This is a genomic window from Thiorhodovibrio winogradskyi (assembly GCF_036208045.1).
Lineage (GTDB): Bacteria > Pseudomonadota > Gammaproteobacteria > Chromatiales > Chromatiaceae > Thiorhodovibrio > Thiorhodovibrio winogradskyi.
On record NZ_CP121472.1, the window covers coordinates 4,818,940 to 4,832,861 of the forward strand.

The 13,922-nt window shown below is 57.4% G+C and carries 13 protein-coding genes and 1 pseudogene; 10 read left to right on the forward strand and 4 right to left on the reverse strand.

Translation table 11 applies throughout. The features are described 5' to 3' along the window. Nucleotides 1-246 precede the first annotated feature (246 nt). Genes Thiowin_RS22190 through Thiowin_RS22200 form a run of 3 tightly spaced genes read right to left on the reverse strand, consistent with a single transcriptional unit; the run spans nt 247 to nt 1,661 of the window. Nucleotides 247-381, reverse strand: a complete 135-nt coding sequence (locus Thiowin_RS22190) for a hypothetical protein (RefSeq protein WP_328985144.1) — start codon at nt 379-381, stop codon at nt 247-249. Beyond that, nucleotides 382-1,239 carry a DUF2887 domain-containing protein gene (locus Thiowin_RS22195; RefSeq protein ID WP_328985145.1) on the reverse strand — a complete coding sequence of 286 codons (858 nt, stop codon included), beginning with the start codon at nt 1,237-1,239 and terminating at the stop codon, nt 382-384. Next, a complete protein-coding gene (locus Thiowin_RS22200) occupies nt 1,239-1,661 on the reverse strand; it encodes an FkbM family methyltransferase (protein WP_328985146.1) in 423 nt (140 codons plus the stop codon). Before Thiowin_RS22200 ends, Thiowin_RS22195 begins: the two co-directional genes overlap by 1 nt. Nucleotides 1,662-1,986: 325 nt before the next feature. On the opposite strand from Thiowin_RS22200, the gene Thiowin_RS22205 reads away from it, so the two are divergent. The 3 genes and pseudogenes from Thiowin_RS22205 to Thiowin_RS22215 form a co-directional block, all read left to right on the forward strand. Then, nucleotides 1,987-2,916 carry an Rpn family recombination-promoting nuclease/putative transposase gene (locus Thiowin_RS22205; RefSeq protein ID WP_328985148.1) on the forward strand — a complete coding sequence of 310 codons (930 nt, stop codon included), beginning with the start codon at nt 1,987-1,989 and terminating at the stop codon, nt 2,914-2,916. Between the two features lie 139 nt (nt 2,917-3,055). Continuing rightward, nucleotides 3,056-3,964, forward strand: coding sequence for an Rpn family recombination-promoting nuclease/putative transposase (locus Thiowin_RS22210; protein WP_328985149.1), 909 nt, complete (start codon nt 3,056-3,058; stop codon nt 3,962-3,964). A gap of 139 nt (nt 3,965-4,103) precedes the next feature. Continuing rightward, nucleotides 4,104-4,754 (forward strand): annotated as a pseudogene (locus Thiowin_RS22215) (Rpn family recombination-promoting nuclease/putative transposase); the annotation flags it as partial. 29 nt (nt 4,755-4,783) lie between these two features. Here the strand turns inward: Thiowin_RS22215 and Thiowin_RS22220 are convergent. Further along, nucleotides 4,784-6,040: an ISL3 family transposase gene (locus tag Thiowin_RS22220; RefSeq protein ID WP_328985151.1), complete on the reverse strand. Its 1,257-nt coding sequence runs from the start codon at nt 6,038-6,040 to the stop codon at nt 4,784-4,786. Nucleotides 6,041-6,332: 292 nt separating this feature from the next. On the opposite strand from Thiowin_RS22220, the gene Thiowin_RS22225 reads away from it, so the two are divergent. From Thiowin_RS22225 to Thiowin_RS22255, 7 genes are all read left to right on the forward strand, one after another. Then, nucleotides 6,333-7,547 carry a glycosyltransferase family 4 protein gene (locus Thiowin_RS22225; RefSeq protein ID WP_328985152.1) on the forward strand — a complete coding sequence of 405 codons (1,215 nt, stop codon included), beginning with the start codon at nt 6,333-6,335 and terminating at the stop codon, nt 7,545-7,547. A gap of 64 nt (nt 7,548-7,611) precedes the next feature. Beyond that, nucleotides 7,612-8,865: a hypothetical protein gene (locus Thiowin_RS22230; protein ID WP_328985153.1), complete on the forward strand. Its 1,254-nt coding sequence runs from the start codon at nt 7,612-7,614 to the stop codon at nt 8,863-8,865. A gap of 15 nt (nt 8,866-8,880) precedes the next feature. Continuing rightward, a complete protein-coding gene (locus Thiowin_RS22235; RefSeq protein WP_328985154.1) occupies nt 8,881-9,987 on the forward strand; it encodes a glycosyltransferase in 1,107 nt (368 codons plus the stop codon). After that, nucleotides 9,984-11,177, forward strand: coding sequence for a glycosyltransferase family 4 protein (locus Thiowin_RS22240; protein WP_328985155.1), 1,194 nt, complete (start codon nt 9,984-9,986; stop codon nt 11,175-11,177). The genes Thiowin_RS22235 and Thiowin_RS22240 overlap by 4 nt, the downstream gene beginning before the upstream one ends. After that, entirely contained in the window at nt 11,174-12,346 is a 1,173-nt protein-coding gene (locus Thiowin_RS22245; RefSeq protein ID WP_328985156.1) for a glycosyltransferase, read from the forward strand. The genes Thiowin_RS22240 and Thiowin_RS22245 overlap by 4 nt, the downstream gene beginning before the upstream one ends. A gap of 501 nt (nt 12,347-12,847) precedes the next feature. After that, a complete protein-coding gene (locus tag Thiowin_RS22250; protein WP_328985157.1) occupies nt 12,848-13,171 on the forward strand; it encodes a hypothetical protein in 324 nt (107 codons plus the stop codon). A 173-nt stretch (nt 13,172-13,344) separates the two neighbouring features. Further along, nucleotides 13,345-13,902, forward strand: coding sequence for an LbetaH domain-containing protein (locus tag Thiowin_RS22255; protein WP_328985158.1), 558 nt, complete (start codon nt 13,345-13,347; stop codon nt 13,900-13,902). The last annotated feature ends 20 nt before the right edge of the window (nt 13,903-13,922 follow it).

Consider the following 13,922-nt stretch of genomic DNA (forward strand, 5'->3'; position numbering starts at 1 on the left):
CCGAGCCGAGTAACGAAGCTGTGCATGGTCAAAATAGTGTGGCACCGCCGGGAAACCAGGCGGAAACAGAGAAAACAAACCTTGACCTAAACGCGGACAAGTTCCCGGCTTACTCTCCGGCTTGAATTATCTTTCGAAGTCAAGACCTGATCGACCCGCTGCTCGAAACGATGATGCGATGAATAAGGAGAGCAGGGACTGTTCACAATTCACCTGTTTCTCGCGTTGCTGAACAGGCTCAACCGATCAGCGCAGGCGCTGGCGTCGCGGCGGGGGCGATTCCTGATGACTTGGCACCTGGGTTTGACGGGTTTCACGGCGCTCTACCCATCCGACATGGATGCCGGATTCAACAATAATGGTCAGTGGCCGTGCTGGCACCTATAGCTCCTTCCCGAGCAGGCTGTCCACGCTGTCGGTGTCGAGGATGTCATCGAGCCAGACATCGAGCTGCGCGACCGCCGCCGCGTCGATGCGCTGCTCGGCCGCGGTGGACAGACGACCGAAACGGCGTTTGATCTGCCGCTTGAGGGTGTTCGCCTTGCCCTTGGCCTCGCCCTTGGCCTCGCCCTCGACCTTGCCCTCGGCAAAGATGGATTGATAGGCGCGGGTCTCTTGGATGGGGGTCACCAGATTCAACATAGCCCAGATCTCCTGTGCGGTCAGACCGCAAAAGCGTTCGAAAAACCAAAATTCCATGACTTGCGATAACAGCTCGCGCGCATCAGGCGGGAGCGGCGCCGTCTGGATCCCTTGCCAAAGCTCCGGGGCGCGGGCGCGCAATTCCGCCTCGTCCTCGATCAGCAGCGGCGCGAACACCGCCAGATAGGGATTCTCCGGCTCGCGCGCCAGCCAGTCCGGCAGGATCTGCTCCAGGATGACGATGCGCACCATGTCGGGCGAGGTGCATAGCCCGCCGGGATAACCCGGGACATCGCCTTCGCGAAGAAACACGCCGATGCCGATGACATCCCGCGTCGGACACTGTTCGCCGTAGAGTCCGATCTTAGCCAGCAGATTGTAACCGGCCCGCTCCGAACCTTGCCCCTGGAATTCGACCACATAGACCGGCCCGGCGTGCCCCTCGGGTTCCAGCAGTCCGTCTAGCCGCCGTTCCACCGTCCTGAGCGTGGTGGAGCTGAAACGATAGGCACCTTCCAGCCGCATCCCGCCGGTCAACACCCGAAACGCCTCGGCACCGGCGGATAGAAAGAGATAGATGGGGTGGTCGGTTTTCATCAGCACCGGCTCCCGGCGCGCGGAAGCCGACCCCGCGCCAGCGGCGCGCTGATGCAGGCGTCCAGGCGCTGAATGGGTACCCGCAACACCCCGGCCTCGTCCATGCCGAAGAGGGTCTTTTGACGCTCACCCAAGGCGAGCAGCGAGGAGTAGTCGGCGCGGGTGGCGAGGTGCAGTTCGCCCTCGCCGGGCGCGGCGCCGAGGGCGCAGGCCTGGATCTCGGCCCGACCACGAGTGACACGGGCGAGCTTGGCGCGCGGCTCTGGCAGCGGCTCGAAGCAGATCAGCCGCGCCCGCGGCCAGCGCAGGCGGGCATAAGTGGCGAACTGGCCCTTGTTGGCGCCGACGTCGATGACGGCGGCGAAGCGTTCGCGCCCAAGGGCGCTGTCGTGCTCCAGGGTGGCGGCGACGCCCTGCAGCAAGGCCGGCCAGCAGGCGGGGCACTGTGCAGGAGCTTGAGGTATTTGCGCAGTCTTGGAGCCATACGGGAGGTTCGTTGTGGTGAGCGCGTTGTTGTAGGACGAATCGTAACCGAACTTACCCTGCACCGTTAATGATTGTCCCTTTACTTATCACCATGCCCAGCTGGGCATTGGCATTCATTCATCTGCGTGACTTCGATCTGTATAGACTAGCCAGAAGACCAAGACCAAGACCAAGCGCTGTGGTTGACTATGGGTTATGTCCGTCTCTATCTCGATACGCCGCGCGATTGTCCGGCCTGTTGAGTCTGGTTAGACTGGCCGCATGCGCCATCCCATCGACCCCAAGATCGATTGTGTCTTCAAGGCCTTGCTCGGCTCGCAAGCGAACCGGGCGCTGCTGATCCATTTCCTCAATGCCACGCTGGGTCAGGATCTTGCCGGCCCCCTGACGGAGGTTGAGATCCTCAACCCCTACAACGAGCGCGAGTTTCTCGACGACAAACTCAGCATCGTCGACGTCAAGGCCCGCGACCAGGCTGGGCGGCTCTATCAGATCGAACTGCAACTGCTCAATCTCCCCGAACTGCCCGCGCGCATGCTCTATGGCTGGGCCGATCTCTACAGCGCCCAGTTACAGGACGGCGAACCCTATGAGCATCTCCGCCCGACTTACGCCATCTGGCTGCTGGGACAGACCCTGCGTTCCGGCCTGTGCGAATGGTTTCACCGCTTTCGGCTGCGCGATGACCAGGGCCGGGAACTGCTCGACCACGGCGGTCTCTACCTGTTGGAACTGAGCAAATTCGCCGCCGAGACCGTGGTCACCGAACTGGAGCGCTGGCTGAAGTTCTTCATCGAAGCGCCCCGCCTCGACGAAACGCATCTGCCCGAGTGGATGCACACCCAAGAGATGCACCAAGCCATGAGCACCCTAAAAGCCTTCTCCGAGAAAGAACGCGCCTACCACGCTTATCAGTCGCGGCAGAATTACCTGCGTCAGCAGATCAGTATCCAGCGCCATCTCGACGCCTTGCAGGTCGAGGCGCGGCAGGAGCGAGCGGCAAAAGAGCAGGAGCGAGCGGCAAAAGAGCAGGAGCGGGCGGCAAAAGAGCAAGCGCAGCAGCTCGCCGAGCAGGAGCGGACGGCGAAAGAACAGGAGCGGACGGCGAAAGAACAGGAGCGGCTCGCGAAAGAAGCGGCCCTGGCCGAACTCGAGCGCCTCAAGGCACAACTGCGCGATCAGGGGGATTAGAAAAGACCGGCACGGACCAGGTCCATGACAGGACGCCCGCACCCCGGCTCCCGCCACGCATCGCCATCGGTTCAGAGGCCAAGCAAGGTCCATACGCCGCGCGATTGTCCGCGCTGTTGCATCTGGTTAGACTGGCCGCATGCGCCATCCCATCGACCCCAAGATCGATTGTGTCTTCAAGGCCTTGCTCGGCTCGCAAGCGAACCGGGCGCTGCTGATCCATTTCCTCAATGCCACGCTGGGTCAGGATCTTGCCGGCCCCCTGACGGAGGTTGAGATCCTCAACCCCTACAACGAGCGCGAGTTTCTCGCCGACAAACTCAGCATCGTCGACGTCAAGTCCCGCGACCAGGCCGGGCGGCTCTATCAGATCGAACTGCAACTGCTCAATCTCCCCGAACTGCCCGCGCGCATGCTCTATGGCTGGGCCGATCTCTACAGCGCCCAGTTACAGGACGGCGAACCCTATGAGCGTCTCCGCCCGACTTACGCCATCTGGCTGCTGGGACAGACCCTGCGTCCCGGCCTGTGCGAATGGTTTCACCGCTTTCGGCTGCGCGATGACCAGGGCCGGGAACTGCTCGACCACGGCGGTCTCTACCTGTTGGAACTGAGCAAATTCGCCGCCGAGACCGTGGTCACCGAACTGGAGCGCTGGCTGAAGTTCTTCATCGAAGCGCCCCGCCTCGACGAATCGCATCTGCCCGAGTGGATGCACACCCAAGAGATGCACCAAGCCATGAGCACCCTAAAAGCCTTCTCCGAGAAAGAACGCGCCTACCACGCTTATCAGTCGCGGCAGAATTACCTGCGTCAGCAGATCAGTATCCAGCGCCATCTCGACGCCTTGCAGGTCGAGGCGCGGCAGGAGCGAGCGGCAAAAGAGCAGGAGCGAGCGGCAAAAGAGCAGGAGCGAGCGGCAAAAGAGCAAGCGCAGCAGCTCGCCGAGCAGGAGCGGACGGCGAAAGAACAGGAGCGGCTCGCGAAAGAATCGGCCCTGGCCGAAATCGAGCGCCTCAAGGCACAACTGCGCGATCAGGGGTATTAGAAAAGACCGGCACTGACCAGGTCCATGACATGACGCCCGCACTGCGGCTCCCACCACGCATCCCCATCGGCTCGGAGGCCAAGCAAGGTCGATACGCCGCGCGATTGTCCGCGCTGTTGCGTCTGGTTAGACTGGCCGCATGCGCCATCCCATCGACCCCAAGATCGATTGTGTCTTCAAGGCCTTGCTCGGCTCGCAAGCGAACCGGGCGCTGCTGATCCATTTCCTCAATGCCACGCTGGGTCAGGATCTTGCCGGCCCCCTGACGGAGGTTGAGATCCTCAACCCCTACAACGAGCGCGAGTTTCTCGACGACAAACTCAGCATCGTCGACGTCAAGGCCCGCGACCAGGCCGGGCGGCTCTATCAGATCGAACTGCAACTGCTCAATCTCCCCGAACTGCCCGCGCGCATGCTCTATGGCTGGGCCGATCTCTACAGCGCCCAGTTACAGGACGGCGAACCCTATGAGCATCTCCGCCCGACTTACGCCATCTGGCTGCTGGGACAGACCCTGCGTTCCGGCCTGTGCGAATGGTTTCACCGCTTTCGGCTGCGCGATGACCAGGGCCGGGAACTGCTCGACCACGGCGGTCTCTACCTGTTGGAACTGAGCAAATTCGCCGCCGAGACCGTGGTCACCGAACTGGAGCGCTGGCTGAAGTTCTTCATCGAAGCGCCCCGCCTCGACGAATCGCATCTGCCCGAGTGGATGCACACCCAAGAGATGCACCAAGCCATGAGCACCCTAAAAGCCTTCTCCGAGAAAGAACGGCTCTCTTACGTTTGGTATGGGTAACCGATTTTTTACACAGCAGGTTAAGCCGAAAGGGTGGCACACGCTGCTGCATCAAAGGGACAAGCGGGCAGGCGGGTGAGCTTGCCGGCGATCAGGTAGGCGATGGTGATCAAATGCTTCACCGTGCCGTAGCCACGGGCTTTGGCTTTGGCGGCCTGGATCTGGCCATTGATGGCTTCAACACGACCGTTGGTCAGGCGCGAATCGAACGCGTTAAGCACGCCTTCCCAATGGTCCTTGATCGTCTGAGCGACCTTCTTCATCGGCTCAAGGCGGCAGCGACGCGCCCAACTGACCCAGGCTTTTAGTAAGGGTTCGGCTTCTTCACGGGAGGTCGCGGTGCGGAAAATCTCGCGCAGCGCCTCCTTGATTCGCCAGGCACGGTGGGTTTTGAGATTGAGCCGACGCAGGTCGGCGAACTGTCCGATCTGGCGGCGCGTCCAGTCGCTTTTGTCCTTCAGCCATAGGTAGCGCGAACGCTTCAGACCGGGTTCGGTTTTCACCTCCGCGCGACGCACCTCATCAACGGCTTTGTTGACCATTTGAATGACATGGAACTCATCGAAGGTGATGTCGGCCCAGGGCAAGTGTTCCGCGACGCCGGCCTGATAAGCGCTCGACATATCGATGCAGACCGAGCGGATGTTCTCGGCGCAGCCGCCATGGGCCTCAAGATCCTCGGCGAATTGATCGACCACCTCCGCCTTGCGCCCCTCGGTGGCGAACACCAGTCGCTCAGCCTCCATATCATGGAACAAGCTAATGTAGTGATGTCCGCGCCGCGCGGCGGTCTCATCGAGGCCGATGTCCTTGACGCTGGAGAAATCCTCCTGCGCACGGGCGGCATCGACATAGGACTCCAGCACGCGCCACACACGCATGTCGCTCACGCGCAGCAAGCGCGCGACCCCAGCCACCGGCATGGCCCGGCACAAGGTCACAATCAAGGCTTCCATCAGTTGGGTGAAGCTGGTGTTGGGCCGCGCCCAGGGCACGGGAATTTGCGTTGTCTTGCCGCACTGCGCGCAACGCACCCGCGGCACCTTCGCCTGCAGATACGCCTCGTATTGGAAGAAGTTCAGATGCCGCCATTCGCGCGCTTGGGTGTCATGAACCGGCTGATGCTCGGTGCCGCAATGCGGGCAGGGAAAGTGCGCCCCACGTTGATAGCCGAGCGCGAAGTCGATGCGTCCAGCCACTGGATCGAAGCGCACATCATCAACAAACCAGGGAGCAGACAAGCCCAGGGCAACAGAGAACAGCGACGTGGTTTCCATGATCAGGCCTCCGAGGCCTGTGGATATGTGGACGCGTCCTGCGGACCGGCCCGAGCCCTACGGGACGTGTGGACAACCCCGGTATCGCGCCGAGCAAGCATCGCGGGAAGCCTGCAAGATCGGGGGGCGGCGCGCTCCCGGGGTTGCCCACACTCTCGGGCCTCGCGCCCACATACCCACAGGCCCTACAACTGGTTGAACATTAATTTTCTCGGAAAGATGCCGCTTCGCGGCCCTGCTTTCAAGCCAAAACCCATACCAAACGTAAGAGAGGCAGAAAGTTACTGTCGCCATGCTCGGTGCCCGCATGCACTACGCCGTGCCGCGTCTCTTGCACGAGGCCGGCCTGCTGGAGCGTTTTTATACCGATAGCTATATTGGTAATAAGCCTTGGTTGGAGTGGCTAATCAAGTCCATTCCCCGCCCAATACGTCCCAGAGGCTTGCAACGCTGGTTGGGGCGTAAGGATCCAGCGCTTCCACCCGACAAGGTCACCAGTTTCGAGGTCTTCGGGTGGCACTATGCCTGGCAACGTAACCGAGCCAAGACGGTTTCTCAACGGACGGTGGTATTCGCCGACTTCGCTGTTCGCTTCAATCGTCATATCATCTCCTCGCCTCCACCAGCGGCGGATGCCGTCTGGGGATTCAACGGGGCTTGCCTGGACCTCCTGCAATGGGCTAAGCCACGCGGCATGCGTTGTATCGTGGAGCAAACCATCGCGCCAACACGGATTCAGCATCAACTGCTGAGCGAGGAACTGGCGCGCTGGCCAGACTGGCAACCGGGGCTGGAATCCATGGTTTATCCCAATCCGCTTTCAGCGCGCGAGGAAGCGGAATGGGCATTGGCCGACGTGATCGTCGCCGGTTCGGAGTTCGTGGCGGATGGACTGCGCAATTGTGGCGTGCCAGTCGATCGCATTTGGGTGGTGCCCTATGGTGTGGATAGCCGTCGTTTCGAGCCGATCGACCGTTCACAACGCACTGGACCTTTGCGCCTCTTGTTCGCTGGCGAGATTGGATTGCGCAAGGGTGTGCCCGATCTGCTCGAAGCTCTGAGACGACTCGGACTCGAAACCGTCGAAACAAAACTAGCCGGACAGATCGCCCTAGCCGAGGACAAAATTCTACCCTATCGCACGGTTGCGAATTTTCTCGGGGCCGTGCCCCGTGCCAAGATGAGCGACCTCTTTCAGTGGGCCGATGTCTTTGTTCTGCCCTCACTGGTCGAAGGCTCCGCGACGGTAATTTATGAAGCACTGATGTCGGGTCTACCGGTGATTGCGACTCCCAATGCTGGTTCGATCGTCCGCGATGGCGTCGATGGCTTTATCGTGCCGATCCGCGATCCAGATGCCTTGGCGCAGGCGATCATGCGCTATCGGGATGATCGCGATTTGGTTGTGGACCATCAAGCTGCGACGGCGGAAAGTCGCGAGCGAGCAGGTTTATCCCGATATCGCAACGATCTCCGCCAATTGGTCAATGGCCTCGTGTCAGTCTGATCCCGATCAAAGTCTATAGATGGGGAGTGCTGCTATCGCGACTTTACTGCTCTGGATGCTCGCCTTGACGGGCTTAGCGATCCTTGTTTGGGGTTTAATGAAACGGGATCGGATGATTCAGTTTCCATTTCTGGCTGCCGTGGTCTTTCTTGGATGGGTAATGCCGCAACTTGTCGGTTTAACGAACCGTTCAGATTTGCCAGCGGGTGCTCTTGAAAAGACCATTTTCATGGCCTTTCTATGCCTTATTGCCGCTTGGCTTGGCTATGTTCACAATCGGCGGCCTGCTCGCCTTTTCTGGTGGATTCTGGATCGCAAACGCTTACTGATAGGAAGCGCGGTTTTATCATTACTCGGGGCATTTTTTTTCTTTAAGGTGAGCCAGCTCGCGCCCGAAGTCACAGCAGCGACGGGTAATCAATGGACTGGTATTATAACGATTTATGTGTTTTTTGCTAAATTGCTATCTATTGGAATGGTAATAGCGCTCCTGCTGTATCTCATTAAACCAAGCTGGGCGCCGCTTTGTGTTTTTTTATTCGATCTGGCGTTCTATTTGGATCGTATAATCGTCAAGGGACGCCGTGCAACGATGATCGAGTTAGCGATGCTATTGTTGATGGCTTTATGGTTTCAGCGCAGATGGTTGCCGCCGCGTTGGGCAATGATCAGCGGACTGCTGCTTGGCGCACTGGTGGTCAACAGTATCGGTGATTATCGTAACACGATGATGGGTGATGATCGTGCAACTTGGAGTGGCGCCGGTGTGAATGAAGTTCTGGAGATCGACTTTGTTGGTAATTTTATGGAGCGTGCGAGTGGTGACGCTAATAATTTCGAACTCACAAACGCCGTAATGAATATCGAAGCGGCAGATCGTCGATTACGCTTCGATTTTGGGCTCTCGCTCTGGAATGACTTGGTCCACTCTTATGTGCCTGGTCAATGGGTCGGTTACGGGCTGAAAAAGGGATTGATGCTAGATTTCGGTAATGCGGCTTACGCCGAATTTCGCCATGTGCCACATACCGGAAGCACATTGACGGGCCTTTCTGACTCTTTTCTATCGTTTTGGTATTTCGGAGCCATCAAATTTTTTCTGATTGGTTTTATTATGAGCCTTTGGTATAAGGCAGCGATGCAAGGAAATTACGTGGCGCAAATCATTGTGATACTGCTAACAACGCAAGCATTGCAAGCAATTACTCACTCAACACATGAGTTTTTCTCGGTATTCTTTCAGTTTGCGGTATTCCTGTTGCCGACAATTTATTTGGCGCGCAGAAATTTAAGCACAAAACCAATGTCGATTTTTTGATCTGATATTTTTGCTATGCGTATTTTAAATATTATCCAGTGCACGAATCTCGGCGGGATGGAGAAATCTAACCTCCTTCGCCTCATCGGGCTCAAAGCTCGTGGTCATTCGGTGCAATTAATTTCGCTCAATCCACTTGGGCAACTTGCGCCGCTGGTCAAGGAGGCGGATATCCCTGCCATTGGACTGGAGTATCGTGGTCGCTTCGGTTGGCGTTCCTGGCTGGCGATGCGGCGCGTTTTTCGCGATTACGAAGCCGATGTCATCCTCATGACTGGTCATAATCTGGTTGCAGCACTTGCATTATTAGGACATCCTGCAAAAAAAAGAGTCTTGGCAATTCATTTTCATCATTTTGAAATTGGTAAGCGTGCTTGGCACTGGCCCTTAATTTATGCTGTATCTGGCAGAGTATTTAATTATTTCTCGTTTGCTTCTGATTATATACGTCAAGAAGCGATTCTAATTAAACCGTCGCTTGCGTGCAAATCATTTACCCTTCCGAACCCATTTATTATACCCCCTTATCCGACACATGACGAGAGACGATTGGCTAGAAGGGATATTGATGTTGATGACGAAGCTATCGTGATTGGAAATGCCGGTTGGCTGATCGCTAGAAAGCGGTTTGATATCTTTCTACAGGTCGCTAGCGCTATAGCGACAACTAATCAAAATGCGATTTTTTTGATTGCCGGAGACGGTCCTGAACGTGATCGTCTTATCCAGCAGGCAGATCAACTAGGAATCAAAAATAAAGTACGATTTCTTGGCTGGCAGCGCGATTTGGCTGTTTTTTACAAATCACTCGATTTGCTTTTATTCAATACGGATTTTGATGCATTGGGGCGCACGCCGGTGGAAGCGGCGGCTTATGGCGTGCCGGTGGTTGCCTCTGTGATCAAGGGAGGGTTAAAGGAAGTCTTCAACTCGGAGGAGATGGCGGTTGTGCTCGATAGACACGATATCGACCGACTGGCCGCCGTCATTCTTGATCTCATCACGCATCCTGAGCAACGCGAACTCAAGGGACGTGCGTTATACCAGAGGGTGCGCGAATATGGCGATGTGGAAGCGCACGCGCATGCCATGGAGCGTTTACTGACTGGTCAGCCCTTATGAAATTAAAGATCGCCTGGGTTTTAATCAATGTTTCCCATTATCACGCGGCGCGCTGGAAAGCTGTTTTCCATGTCCCCGACTATGACGCTTCAATCATTGAAATTGCTAATCGCGACGCGAGTTTCGCACAATTAGAGAACAAGGATAAAACTTCACTTCAGCGATTGACGCTTTTCCCACAACAGAATTGGCGTGAGATTCCTGGGTGGAAACGTCAACGCGCCATTTGCAAGGCGCTCGAAGCGATTGGTCCTGATGTTGTCTGTCTCAATGGTTGGTCTGTTGGCGGCGGATTAGCTGCATTGCACTGGTGCTTGCTGAATCAGCGGCGATCAGTGATTTTTTCAGATAGTAATGCTTTTGACAAGAGCCGTTATCGGCTGCTGGAGCACATAAAAAATCGACTGGTCGCATTGACCGATTCCGCGTTGGTTGCAGGGTCGGCGAGCCGTGACTACTTGCTCTCCATGGGTTTTCCGCCTAGCAGAATCTTTACTGGCTATGATGCGGTTGATAACGATCATTTCTCGCGGGATTGTGAGGATCATCCGATTTCTGTCTACCCAGGCATTTTTTCAAATGGTGATTTCTTTCTAGCAGCTGCTCGATTCGAAGACAAGAAAAATCATCTCCGTTTGATTGATGCTTATGACCTCTATCGTCGCAAGGCGGCACCCAATGCTTGGCCGTTAGTCATTCTCGGAGATGGCTATTTGCGATCAGAGATCGAGGCAAAGCGTGAGACTTTAGCTCTCGAAGACTCCATCGTTCTACCGGGTTTTGTTGGCTATGATGAGTTGCCCGTTTGGTATCAGGGTGCGACCTGTTTCATTCACCCGAGCACGACGGAACAATGGGGCTTGGTCATCAACGAAGCCATGGCGTCTGGCTTGCCCGTGCTGGTCTCGAACCGCTGCGGCTGCGCGCCGGATCTGGTTGAGGAAGGCCGCAACGGTTACACCTTCGATCCCTATGATGTCGATGCCCTCGCGGGCTTGATGCTCAAAATCTCTTCGGATGATTGTGACCGCGCCGCCATGGGTCAGGCCAGCCGCGAGATCATCGCCCGCTGGACGCCGCAAACCTTCGCGGAGAATTTAGCCAGGGCGGTCGAAGCAGCTTCACAGGCGCCGCGCTCGAAGGCCAGTCTGTTCGATAAGGCCCTGCTTTGGGCGTTGATGCGGCGATGAAAATCGGCCTGCTCACCGCCTCGGTGTCACGACGTGCTGGCGGGCTGTATGACGCCACCCGACACCTCGCGCAATCGCTCCAGCAGACCCCGATGGAGATCCAGATCCTGGGACTCAAAGACCGCGAAACCGCGCGCGATCTGGCGGGTTGGGGCGGGCTTCCGGTGCAAGTGTTCGGCGTGCGCGGCCCTGGATTTTTCGGGTATGCCCCGATGCTTGCTTCGGCGTTGGCGGCGGCTCAGTTGGATCTGCTGCATGTCCATGGCCTTTGGATGTATCCCTCGGTCGCTGGCTTGCGCTGGGCGAGACAACAGAAACGGCCGTATCTGATCACGCCGCATGGCATGCTCGATCCCTGGGCCGTCCGTAACGCCCACTGGAAAAAGCGTCTCGCCGGCTGGCTCTACGAAGACGCCCATCTGCGCGGCGCGGCCTGTCTGCATGCACTGTGCGAATCCGAGGCCGAAGCCATCCGCGTCTATGGCCTGCGCAACCCCATTTGCATCATCCCCAACGGCATCGACCGACCGGCTGACGCGCCCGCCGATTCGCCGAACTGGCAAACGGACCTACCCGACGGCGCCAGGGTGCTGTTGTACCTCGGGCGGCTGCATCCGAAAAAAGGCTTGCCCAACCTGTTACTCGCCTGGTCGATGGCTCGCCAGGCACGGCATTCAGGCGACGAATGGCGACTCGTCATCGCCGGCTGGGATCAGGCGGGGCATGAAGACGATCTCAAGTCACTGGCCCGGCAGCAGGGCATTGAAGACTCCGTGCATTTTGTCGGACCACAATTTGAGACCGCGAAGCACGCCAGCTATCGCCGCGCCGATGCCTTCATCCAACCGTCTTTCAGCGAAGGTTTGCCCATGGTGGTGCTGGAAGCCTGGGCCTATGGCTTGCCGGTCTTGATGACCCCCCAATGCAATCTGCCCGAAGGATTTCAGGCGCAAGCCGCGCTGCGGATCGCGCCCGAGCCAGAGGGCATTTCACAGGGGCTCGCAACGCTGTTTGCCATGGCGGACGCTGAGCGGGTTGCCATGGGCGAGCGTGGACGGGTGCTGGTCGAGCAGCGTTTTAGCTGGGTGAGGATTGCTGAACAAATGCTGGCGGTTTACCAGTGGGTGCTGGGGCAAGGCTCCAAACCTGATTGTGTGCGCATGGATTGATTGGTGGAGATGACTCAGTGGGTAGGGTGGATCAGGCGCGTGGTTGTTGACTTCAGGCCCCGGATTACGCCCGCGCCGCATCCACCAGGAACCGTTCCGTTGTCTGGGGGCGTTGGTGGATGCGCTGCGCTTATCCACTTTACAAACTTTGCTATAGCTGAGGCTGTCGCCTCACATCGATTGTTAATAGGAATACGCGATGCAAATGATTAATTTTGGCTGTGGTTTGAGCGTGGCTCCTGGGTGGAAAAATTATGATGCATCGCCAACTCTGCGGCTACAGCGCATTCCCTTGCTCGGCCGAGTTGCCCAATCTCTGATTAAACCGCGATTTCCAACAGACGCAATCTATGGCGATGTCGTGCATGGCTTGCAGTCGATAGCGAATCGGTTGATCGCGTGTATTGTTCGCATGTACTTGAACATCTGGCTTTGGATGACATGCGTCGATCCCTATCCGAAATACTCCGAATCTTGAAGCCAGGCGGTATCTATCGCGGGGTGTTGCCCGACCTGGAAGGCGAGATTAGAGTTTATTTGGCCAATCCAGCAGATGATGCTTGTTCATGCTTGATGAAGAACACGTCATTAGGTATTTCATCACGCCCACGCGGGATGATTGGACTGGCACGATCATTCTTAGGTAATAGCAATCATTTGTGGATGTGGGACTACAAAGGACTGAGCGCGGAATTGAGTCAAGCAGGATATGTGAATATTCGTCGGGCGATGTTTGGTGACAGTCGTTACGAAGAATTCAAGGCGGTAGAGGAACCGGGGCGCTGGGAGGGATGCTTAGGGTTTGAGTGCGAAAAGCCGGTGTAACGGCTAAATCATATCTTTCTAACCAGTGTGTAGAGTGAATAAGGCACGTGGTTGGTGGCTTCAGGTGACTCCGGATGTCGCCCGCGCCGCATCTACCAGGAGCCGTGCCCTTGTTTGCTGGTGTTGGTGGATGCGCTGCGCTGATCCACCCGACATTTTGAGGGATGGCGTCAATGACTGAAGCCTTACGTCGGCATCAATTATCCGTGGGCAATCAACTCGCGCGTGCGCTCTGGCAACTGGTCTGGCTGCTGCTGTGCCGCCCGACTCCAAGACCCCTGCACGCTTGGCGTTGCCTGATCGCGCGTTTGTTTGGCGCGAAACTCGGCAAGGGCATCCGGCTCTATCCCACGGCAAGAATCTGGGCGCCCTGGAATCTCATCATGGGCGATGATAGCTGTCTGGGGCCTGATGTGGATTGCTATAGCGTAGACACGATTACGCTGGGCGCGCATAGCACCGTCAGTCAATACAGCTATCTTTGCACCGCGAGCCATGATTACTCCCTGGCATCGATGCCGCTGATGACGGCGCCGATCACCCTCGGCGAGCGGGTGTGGATCACGGCGGATGTCTTCGTGGGGCCGGGGGTGACGATCGGCGATGGCGCGGTGGTGACGGCGCGCTCCAGTGTCTTTCATGATCTCCCGCCTTGGATGGTTGCGCGGGGCAATCCCGCCGTACCGGTCAAGGTGCGGCCATTCGATGAATCGATTGATGAAACGAGCTAACATCTCGGGTTCAGAAAAAC